This window comes from Stenotrophomonas sp. YJH_SMC_36, assembly GCF_059369935.1.
In genome coordinates this window covers 17,692-26,822 of record NZ_JCAFTD010000007.1, presented here as the reverse complement: position 1 = coordinate 26,822, position 9,131 = coordinate 17,692, and the positions used below count along the sequence as shown (strand labels likewise).

Here is a 9,131-nt window from a genome sequence, read left to right as displayed (position 1 = left end):
CGGCATCAGCCCAGCAGGTGGGCAACGCCGGCGCGTTCTTCTTCCAGCTCGGCCAGGGTCTTGTCGATGTACTTCTGGCTGAAGTCGTCGATCGGCAGATCCTTGACCAGGGTGTACTTGCCGTTCTCGGTGGTCACGGCGAAGCCGAAGATCACGCCTTCCGGGATGCCGTAGGAACCATCGGACGGCACGCCCATGGTGACCCACTTGCCGTTGCTGCCCAGCACCCAGTCACGCACGTGGTCGATCGCGGCATTGGCCGCCGAAGCCGCCGAGGACGAGCCACGGGCTTCGATGATCGCCGCGCCGCGCTTGCCGACGGTCGGAATGAAGGTGTTGGCATTCCACTCCTGGTCGTTGATCGCATCGGCGATCGAAGCACCATCGGCGGTGGCGAAACGGTAGTCCGGGTACATGGTCGGGCTGTGGTTGCCCCACACCACCAGCTTTTCCATGCCACCGACCGGCTTGCCGAGCTTGGCCGACAGCTGGCTCAGGGCACGGTTGTGGTCCAGGCGCAGCATGGCGGTGAAGTTTTCCGGCTTCAGGTCCGGTGCCGACTTCATGGCGATGTAGGCGTTGGTGTTGGCCGGGTTGCCGACCACCAGCACCTTCACGTCACGGCTGGCGACCTTGTTCAGCGCCGCGCCCTGCGCGGTGAAGATCTTGGCGTTTTCCAGCAGCAGGTCCTTGCGCTCCATGCCCGGGCCGCGCGGACGCGCGCCGACCAGCAGGGCGATGTCGGCATCCTTGAACGCCACTTCAGCGTCGTCGGTGCCGACCATGCCGGCCAGCAGCGGGAAGGCGCAGTCTTCCAGTTCCATCATCACGCCCTTCAGGGCGGCCTGGGCCTTGTCCACCGGCAGCTCCAGCAGCTGCAGGATGACCGGCTGGTCCTTGCCCAGCATTTCGCCGGAGGCGATGCGGAACAGCAGGGCATAACCGATCTGGCCGGCGGCGCCGGTCACGGCAACACGAACGGGTGCTTTCATGGGGGTTTCCTCTTGCTTGCAAGCGTTTGATGGGACGCCGCGGGCGTGGCCCGGCGGGCCTGGCAGGCGGCGGAGAACAGGGAAACGGCCACCCGTGGGTGGCCGTCTCGGAAGGGGGTCAGGCGGCGAGGATCTTGTTCCACTCGGCCACGCGGTCGGCCTGTGCGGCCAGCGCGGCGTCGACGTCGCCTTCCAGGGTGATCGAATGGATCACGTCGCCCTGCTTGACCGAATCGACGATGGCCTGGCCTTCCAGAACCTTGCCGAACACGGTGTGGCGGCCATCCAGCCAATCGGTCTTGATGTGGGTGATGAAGAACTGGCTGCCATTGGTGTTCGGGCCGGCATTGGCCATCGACAGCGAGCCGACCTCATGCTTCACGCCGTTCTTCTCGTCTTCGAACTTGTAGCCCGGGCCACCGGTACCACGGCCCTGCGGGCAACCGCCCTGGATCATGAAGTCGGCGATCACGCGGTGGAAGATCAGGCCGTCATAGAAGCCGTGCTTGACCAGGTTCACGAAGTTGGCAACGGTCAGCGGCGCCTTGTCAGCGAACAGCTCGACCTTGATCGGGCCCTGGGTGGTGTCGAAAGTGGCGATGAGGGACATGAAGATCCTTGTTGCAAAGGGAAAGGCGTCTAGCCACCTAGTTTACACCCGGCACGTGGCGGCGGCGGCTTCGACCATCGGCGCAGGGCGACGCTTCAGGCTCTGGAGGGTCGCCGCCGGCGGGGCCCCGACGGCCAGCTGAATGGGGCTCCCGGGCGAGCCGGAATCCAGCTTTTCGCGAATCGTCAAGTTCGACGTATAATGTTGGACTTCTTTTTCCAAATCCGGCGCCGACTGGCCCCCTTTCGTATGTCCATCGAAAATCTTCGCAACATCGCCATCGTCGCCCACGTCGACCATGGCAAGACCACCCTGGTCGACCAGCTGCTGAAGCAGTCCGGCACCCTGTCCGAGCGTACCGTCCTCGCCGAGCGCGTGATGGACAGCAACGACCAGGAAAAGGAACGCGGCATCACCATCCTGGCCAAGAACACGGCCATCACCTGGGAAGACAAGAAGACCGGCATCAAGAACCGGATCAACATCGTCGACACCCCCGGCCACGCCGACTTCGGCGGTGAGGTCGAGCGCGTGCTGTCGATGGTCGACACCGTGCTGATCCTGGTCGACGCGATGGACGGCCCGATGCCGCAGACCCGCTTCGTCACCCAGAAGGCCTTCGCGATGGGCTTCAAGCCGATCGTGGTGGTCAACAAGATCGACCGTCCGGGCGCGCGTCCGGACTGGGTGATCGACCAGGTGTTCGATCTGTTCGACAAGCTCGGCGCGACCAACGAGCAGCTGGACTTCCCGATCGTCTACGCGTCGGCCCTGAACGGCTATGCCGGCCTGGAAGACACCGTCCGCGATGGCGACATGACCCCGCTCTACGAAGCGATCATGAAGCACGCGCCGAAGCCCGAAGTGGATCCGGAAGGTGCCTTCCAGATGCGCATCAGCCAGCTGGACTACAACAACTTCGTGGGCGTGATCGGCATCGGCCGCATCCAGCGTGGCACCCTGAAGAAGAACATGCAGGTCACGGTGATCGATCGTGAAGGCAAGAAGCGCAACGGCAAGGTCGCGCAGGTGCTGGGCTTCCTGGGCCTGGAGCGCATCGAGCAGGACACCGCTGAAGCCGGCGACATCGTGGCGATCTCGGGCATTCCGGAGCTGACCATCTCCGACACCCTCTGCCACCCGGACACCCCCGAAGCGCTGCCGGCGCTGACCGTGGACGAGCCGACCATCTCGATGACCTTCCAGGTCAACAACTCGCCGTTCGCGGGCAACAAGGACCTGTCCGGTGGCAAGTTCCTGACCAGCCGCCAGATCAAGGATCGCCTGGACCGTGAAAAGGTCCACAACGTGGCGCTGAAGGTCGAACAGCTGGAAGACGCCGACAAGTTCCTGGTCTCCGGCCGTGGCGAACTGCACCTGTCGGTGCTGATCGAGAACATGCGTCGTGAAGGCTACGAGCTGGCCGTGTCGCGCCCGGAAGTGATCATCAAGGAAATCGACGGCCAGCAGATGGAGCCGATCGAACAGCTGGTGGTGGACGTGGAAGAAGTGCACCAGGGCGGCGTGATGGAAAAGCTGGGCACCCGCAAGGGCCAGCTGAAGAACATGGAACCGGACGGCAAGGGCCGTGTGCGCCTGGAATACTCGATCCCGGCCCGTGGCCTGATCGGCTTCCAGAACGAATTCAAGACCCTGACCCAGGGTTCGGGCCTGCTGTTCCACGTGTTCGACCATTACGGTCCGAAGGAACAGGGCGCAATCGCCAAGCGCATCAACGGCGTCATGATCGCCAATGCCCCGGGCGTGACTCCGGCCTACTCCCTGGGCCCGCTGCAGGAACGCGGAAAGCTGTTCGCTGCTGAAGGCGACAATGTGTATGAAGGCCAGCTGGTCGGCATCCACTCCAAGGACAACGACCTGACCGTCAACGCCATCAAGACCAAGCCGCTGACCAACATGCGCGCTTCGGGCAAGGACGATGCGATCCAGCTGACCCCGGCGATCAAGTACTCGCTGGAACAGGCGCTGGACTTCATCGAGGACGACGAGCTGGTCGAGATCACTCCGAAGGAAATCCGGCTGCGCAAGAAGTTCCTGACCGAAAGCGACCGCAAGAAGGCTTCGCGCGGCGGCTGAGCCGGACCGTGAGCCAGAGCGGCTACAACCCGGATCCACACCGGCATCCGGGCCTCCACGTCATCGCCCTGCTCGAAGCGAGCAAGGCGGTGCTGGCGTTGCTGGCTGCGACCGGGCTTGAAGTGCTCGGTCCGCAGCCGCTCCGCGATGGGGTCAATGCCCTGATCCGGCGTTTCAGCCTGGACCCGGATCACGGCACCCTGCCCTCCCTCCTGAACATGATCAATCCCGACGCCGTGCACCTGGCGGCGGCGGCGATGATCGGCTACGGCCTGCTGCACCTGGTGGAAGCCTGGGGCCTCTGGCGGGCCAGGGCCTGGGCCTCCTGGCTGGGCTGCCTGACCGCCGCGCTGTATCTGCCCTTCGATGTCTTCGCCATCGTCCGCCACCCCGGCTGGCCCTCCTGGACGATCCTGGCGATCAACCTGCTCGTGGTCTACGTCCTGGCCCGCGACCTGCGCAAGCGCCACCACTGAGCAGCAGCTACACTGGGCATTGGAGCCGACCAAGCCGCCCCATGCGCCCGTCCTTGCCGCCTCTGCTGACCTGCCTGCTCATCGCGCTGCCCGCGTTGTTCATTGTTGGCTGCAGCCCGGCCACGACCAGCGCCCACGCCGCCGAACCCGCGAGCCGCAACGTGCCCTTCCCCTACGCCGAGACCGACCTGGCCGACCTGCAGGCACGCATGGTGGCCGGCGAACTGGACAGCACCACGCTGACCCACGCCTACCTGCAGCGCATCGCTGCGCTGGATCGCGCCGGGCCGCGCCTGCGTGCCGTCATCGAACTCAACCCGGATGCCCTGCGGGAAGCCGGTGAACGCGATCGCGAGCGCCGGGACGGCCATCTGCGCGGGCCGCTGCATGGCATTCCGGTCCTGCTGAAGGACAACATCAACGCCGCACCCATGACCACCAGCGCCGGATCGCTCGCGCTGCAGGGTTTCCGCCCCGCCGATGCCTATCTGGTAAGACGCCTGCGCGAGGCCGGCGCGGTCGTGCTGGGCAAGACCAACCTCAGCGAGTGGGCCAACTTCCGCGGCAACGATTCGGTGTCGGGCTGGAGCGCGCGCGGTGGCCAGACCCGCAATCCGTACCGTCTCAGCCATTCGCCCTGTGGCTCCAGCAGCGGCAGCGCGGTGGCGGTGGCCGCCAATCTGGCCAGTGTGGCGATCGGCACCGAGACCGACGGCAGCATCGTCTGCCCGGCCGCGATCAACGGCATCGTCGGCCTGAAACCGACGGTCGGCCTGGTCAGCCGCGAAGGCATCATCCCGATCTCCTTCAGCCAGGACACCGCCGGGCCGATGACGCGCAGCGTCGCCGACGCCGCGGCCGTACTGACGGCGATCGCGGGCCGGGACGATGCCGACCCCGCCACGGCCACCATGCCCGGCCGCGCGGTCTACGACTACACCGCGCGCCTGGACCCCGAAGGCCTGCGCGGCAAGCGCATCGGCCTGCTGCAGACGCCTCTGCTGACGTACCGTGGCATGGCACCGCTGATCGATCAGGCCGCCGCCGAACTGCGCCGTGCGGGCGCGGTGGTGGTGCCGGTGGAACTGCCCGACCCGGGCGCCTGGGCCGAAGCCGAGCGGGTCGTGCTGCTGCATGAGTTCAAGGCCGGGCTGGAGCGCTACTTCAAGACCTACCGAGCGCCCCTGCGCAGTCTTGGCGAGCTCATCGCCTTCAACCAGGCCCAGGCGCCACAGGAACTGGGCCTGTTCGGCCAGGAACTGCTGCTGGAGGCCAACGCCACTGCCGGGCTGGCCGACCCTGCCTACATCCGTGCGCGCAGCGATGCGCGACGCCTGGCCGGCCCGGAGGGCATCGACGCCGTCCTGGCTGCCAACCAGCTGGATGCGCTGGTTGCACCGACCACCGGCACAGCCTGGCCCATCCGCCGCGAAGGCGACGATTTCCCGGGTGAGAGCTACAGCGTGGCAGCGGTCGCGGGTTACCCCAGCCTGAGCGTGCCGATGGGACAGATCAACGGCCTGCCGGTCGGCCTGCTGTTCATGGGCACAGCCTGGAGCGAGCCGAAGCTGATCGAAATGGCCTATGCCTACGAGCAACGCACACGTGCGCGTCGCCCGCCTCATTTCGAAACCGACACCCTGATCGACACTGGCGAGCCTTGATCGGCCCCGGGTTGCCCGGCGGACCGGGGGTACCGCTGCGCTCGCCGGGCACGTCCCGGCGCTAGCGGTCGGGGTCCGGTTCCACCGGCGCGATCGCGGCCTCGCCGTCCTCCGCCCCGGGTGAACGCACATCTGCCGTACGTGCGCGCGGTGCGCGCGGCATGTCCAGCTCATCCTCGCGCTGCAACCGCGCGCGCAGCTGCGGCAGTGATTGCGGATGCTCGCGCGCCAGGAAATCCAGCATGCGCTCGCGCACCAGGCAGCGAAGATCGAAGGCATCGCCGGAGCTGCGTGCACTGACCAGCAGGCGCACCTGGATTGCCCGCTCGCTGGTTTCGGTCACCTGGGTCACGCAGACCCGTCCATCCCACAGCGCCTCGCCGCGGCAGATGCGCTCCAGTTCACTGCGGATCGCCGCGATCGGCGCACGGTAGTCCAGCCACAGGAACGCCGTGCCGAGCAGATCGGCGCTGCGCCTGGTCCAGTTCTGGAAGGGGTTCTCGATGAACCAGGTCAGCGGCACCACCATCCGCCGCTCGTCCCAGATGCGTACCACCACATAGCTGCTGCCGATCTCCTCCACGCGCCCCCACTCGCCTTCAACGATCACCACATCATCCAGCCGGATCGGCTGGGTCACTGCGATCTGCAGGCCGGCGATGAGGTTGCCGAACACCGGCTTGGCGGCGATGCCCGCGACCAGCCCGATCAGACCGGCCGAGGCCAGCAGGGCGGCGCCGATCTTCTGCACCATCGGGAATGTCAGCAGCACCAGCGATGCACCGAGCACGATGATGCCGCCCATCAGCACGCGGCTCAGCACCCGCGTCTGGGTCTGGATGCGTCGGGCTTCCAGATTGTCCGAGACGTCGATGGGATGACTGCGCAGGATCGCACGCTCGCCGGCGGCCACCGCGCGCACCAGCAGCCAGATGAAACAGGCCGTCAGCGCGATGTGCAGCCCGTGCTGCAGATGCCCCAGCAGAGGCTCCTGCAGTGGCGTGGCCTGCAGCGCCGGGATCAGCAGCAGCAAGGGCCATGCGGTCGCCATTGGCAGACCGAGCACACGACCGATGCGCGCGCGCCGGCGATCACGCCCTTTCAGCCGGTGATAGATCCACAGGATCAGCCAGGCACCGATGCCACCCACCAGTGCCGCCAGACCCAGCGGCCATGCATATGCCTGTGCGCTTTGCCAGTGCACGGTTGCCACCTCCACTCGAACAGCAGCGGACAGCCTCGCGCATGGCGCATGAGCGTCACGTCAGCCGTTCGTAAGCAGGGTGTTGGCCTGCAGGGCTTGCAGCCCTGCACCTGCTGCGGGCTGGAGCAACAGCAACTGCAGAAGCAACAGCAAAAGCAGCAGCAGAAACTGGCATTCCGTGGGATGGCGGGGTGGGGCCGGTTGCGGGGGACGCCGTGAATCCGTCCATGGAGGCTCGGTCGCCGCATCCATGTGGCTTACGCCCCCGCAACCGGCCCCACCCCGCCTTCGACATATTTTCGGGATCTGTCGGAATGGCTCTTGGGGTCAGATCCGTTTTCCTGCGGAAAACGGATCTGACCCCAGATTGATTTCGACGTCGGACAGAGATTCATCCACGCATGGCGTGGATCTGACAGACACCGGGAATCCGCCATCCCAAGGAATGCCCGCATTTGACGTTGACGTTGACTCCGTAGGTGCAGGGCTGCAAGCCCTGCCGAAAAAGCCTTAGCGCACCTGTTCCTGCTTGCGCACGATCGCCATCGCGATCTCCAGCGACTGCTCGTAGTTCAGCCGCGGATCGACCGTGGAACGGTACGCGCGCTCAAGATCACGCTCGGTGAGCTCGCGCGCGCCACCGGTGCATTCGGTCACGTCCTCGCCGGTCAGCTCCAGGTGCACGCCGCCCAGGCGCGTACCTGCCGCGGCGTGCAGATCGAACGACAACTCCACCTCGCGGCGCACGTTGTCGAAGCGGCGCGTCTTGAACCCATTGGCGGTGCTCTCGGTGTTGCCGTGCATGGCATCGCACACCCACAGCACGCGGCGGCCGTCGCGCTTGACCGCTTCCAGCAGCGACGGCAGCTTTTCGGCTATCTGCGTCGCGCCCATGCGGTGAATGAAGGTCAGGCGCCCGGGCTCGTCGTCCGGATTGAGTACATCGATCAGGCGCAGCAGCTGGTCCGGCGAAACCGACGGCCCCACCTTGATCGCGATCGGATTTCGCACGCCCCGCAGGTACTCCACGTGCGCGCCGTCGAGCGCCGCCGTGCGCATGCCGATCCAGGGATAGTGCGTGCTCAGGTTCAACCAGCCCTGCTGGCGCGGCACCTGCCGGGTCAGCGCCTGCTCGTAGGGCAGCAGCAGGGCCTCGTGCGATGTGTAGAAGTCGATGCGGTTGAGGTTGTGCACCCGGGCACCGGCCAGGGTTTCCATGAAGTGCACGGCATCGCCGATCGATGCCACCATCTTCTGGTACTCGGCGGCGAGCGGCGAATGCCGCACCCAGTCCAGGTTCCAGTACTCGGGGTGGTGCAGGTCGGCGAAGCCGCCATCGATCAGCGCCCGCACGAAGTTCATCGTCATCGCCGAATGTGCGTGGGCCTGCAGCATCCGCTTCGGGTCGGGCAGGCGCGCGGCTTCGGTGAAGGCCGGCGCATTGATCACATCGCCCCGGTAGCTGGGCAGCGTCACCCCATCACGGGTCTCGGTATCAGCCGAGCGTGGCTTGGCGTACTGGCCGGCGAAGCGGCCGACGCGGATCACCGGCTGGCGCAGGCCATGCACCAGTACCAGGCTCATCTGCAGCAGCACCTTTAGGCGATTGGAGATGGTGCCGGACTCACAGTCGCTGAAGTTCTCGGCGCAATCGCCGCCCTGCAGCAGGAAGCGCTTGCCCTCCTGCGCCTCCGCCAGCTGCTGCTTCAGCGCCAGGATCTCCCACGAGGTCACCAGAGGGGGTAGCCGCTTCAGCTCATGCAGGGCAGCATCCAGCGCCACCGGGTCGGGATAGGTCGGCATCTGCAGTGCGGTCTTGCCGCGCCAGCTCTCCGGCGACCAGGCAGCACCCGCAGCGGTTGCGGCAGGATCGGGAACCGGTGAAACGGCGGACAGGCTCATTGCAGACTTCCGGGGTGGGGGACGGTCATGGTCGCAGAGCCGGCCGCCGCCGCAAAGGGCCAGCCCTTCCGGCCCGATGCCTGAACGCCAGGGAAAGCACGCGCCGAGCAGCCACAGACCGCATGGTCGGCGGCGCCGCCAGAGGCGCATGATCTGTTACGGAGTAACACTCACCGTCATGGACCG

7 protein-coding genes are annotated in these 9,131 nt (G+C 66.2%); 3 read left to right on the top strand and 4 right to left on the bottom strand.

What is annotated here, in order from left to right; genetic code table 11:
- Positions 1 to 5 precede the first annotated feature (5 nt).
- On the bottom strand, positions 6 to 992 hold the full coding sequence (locus tag AC5P76_RS14105) for a malate dehydrogenase (protein ID WP_005415428.1): 987 nt from the start codon (positions 990 to 992) through the stop codon (positions 6 to 8).
- Positions 993 to 1,110: 118 nt separating this feature from the next.
- Complete coding sequence (locus AC5P76_RS14100; RefSeq protein WP_053520333.1) at positions 1,111 to 1,602, bottom strand: peptidylprolyl isomerase; 492 nt, start codon at positions 1,600 to 1,602, stop codon at positions 1,111 to 1,113.
- A gap of 249 nt (positions 1,603 to 1,851) precedes the next feature.
- On the opposite strand from AC5P76_RS14100, the gene typA reads away from it, so the two are divergent.
- Genes typA through AC5P76_RS14085 form a run of 3 tightly spaced genes read left to right on the top strand, consistent with a single transcriptional unit; the run spans position 1,852 to position 5,839 of the window.
- A complete protein-coding gene (typA, locus tag AC5P76_RS14095; protein WP_053520332.1) occupies positions 1,852 to 3,699 on the top strand; it encodes a translational GTPase TypA in 1,848 nt (615 codons plus the stop codon).
- Positions 3,700 to 3,707: 8 nt separating this feature from the next.
- Entirely contained in the window at positions 3,708 to 4,175 is a 468-nt protein-coding gene (locus AC5P76_RS14090) for a DUF2127 domain-containing protein (RefSeq protein WP_065176006.1), read from the top strand.
- 41 nt (positions 4,176 to 4,216) lie between these two features.
- Positions 4,217 to 5,839 (top strand): amidase, encoded by a 1,623-nt coding sequence (locus AC5P76_RS14085; protein ID WP_065176005.1) that lies wholly within the window; start codon positions 4,217 to 4,219, stop codon positions 5,837 to 5,839.
- Positions 5,840 to 5,900: 61 nt separating this feature from the next.
- Here AC5P76_RS14085 and AC5P76_RS14080 read toward each other — a convergent pair whose 3' ends face one another.
- Both AC5P76_RS14080 and AC5P76_RS14075 read right to left on the bottom strand, forming a co-directional pair.
- A complete protein-coding gene (locus AC5P76_RS14080) occupies positions 5,901 to 7,043 on the bottom strand; it encodes a mechanosensitive ion channel family protein (RefSeq protein WP_053520335.1) in 1,143 nt (380 codons plus the stop codon).
- 510 nt (positions 7,044 to 7,553) lie between these two features.
- A complete protein-coding gene (locus tag AC5P76_RS14075; protein WP_053519755.1) occupies positions 7,554 to 8,945 on the bottom strand; it encodes a class II 3-deoxy-7-phosphoheptulonate synthase in 1,392 nt (463 codons plus the stop codon).
- Positions 8,946 to 9,131 lie beyond the last annotated feature (186 nt).

Bases quoted from the DNA above. Each gene is read 5' to 3' on its own strand.
- AC5P76_RS14105 (WP_005415428.1), bottom strand. From the start codon at position 992: ATGAAAGCACCCGTTCGTGTTGCCGTGACCGGCGCCGCCGGCCAGATC.
- AC5P76_RS14100 (WP_053520333.1), bottom strand. From the start codon at position 1,602: ATGTCCCTCATCGCCACTTTCGACACCACCCAGGGCCCGATCAAGGTC.
- typA (WP_053520332.1), top strand. From the start codon at position 1,852: ATGTCCATCGAAAATCTTCGCAACATCGCCATCGTCGCCCACGTCGAC.
- AC5P76_RS14085 (WP_065176005.1), top strand. From the start codon at position 4,217: ATGCGCCCGTCCTTGCCGCCTCTGCTGACCTGCCTGCTCATCGCGCTG.
- AC5P76_RS14075 (WP_053519755.1), bottom strand. From the start codon at position 8,945: ATGAGCCTGTCCGCCGTTTCACCGGTTCCCGATCCTGCCGCAACCGCT.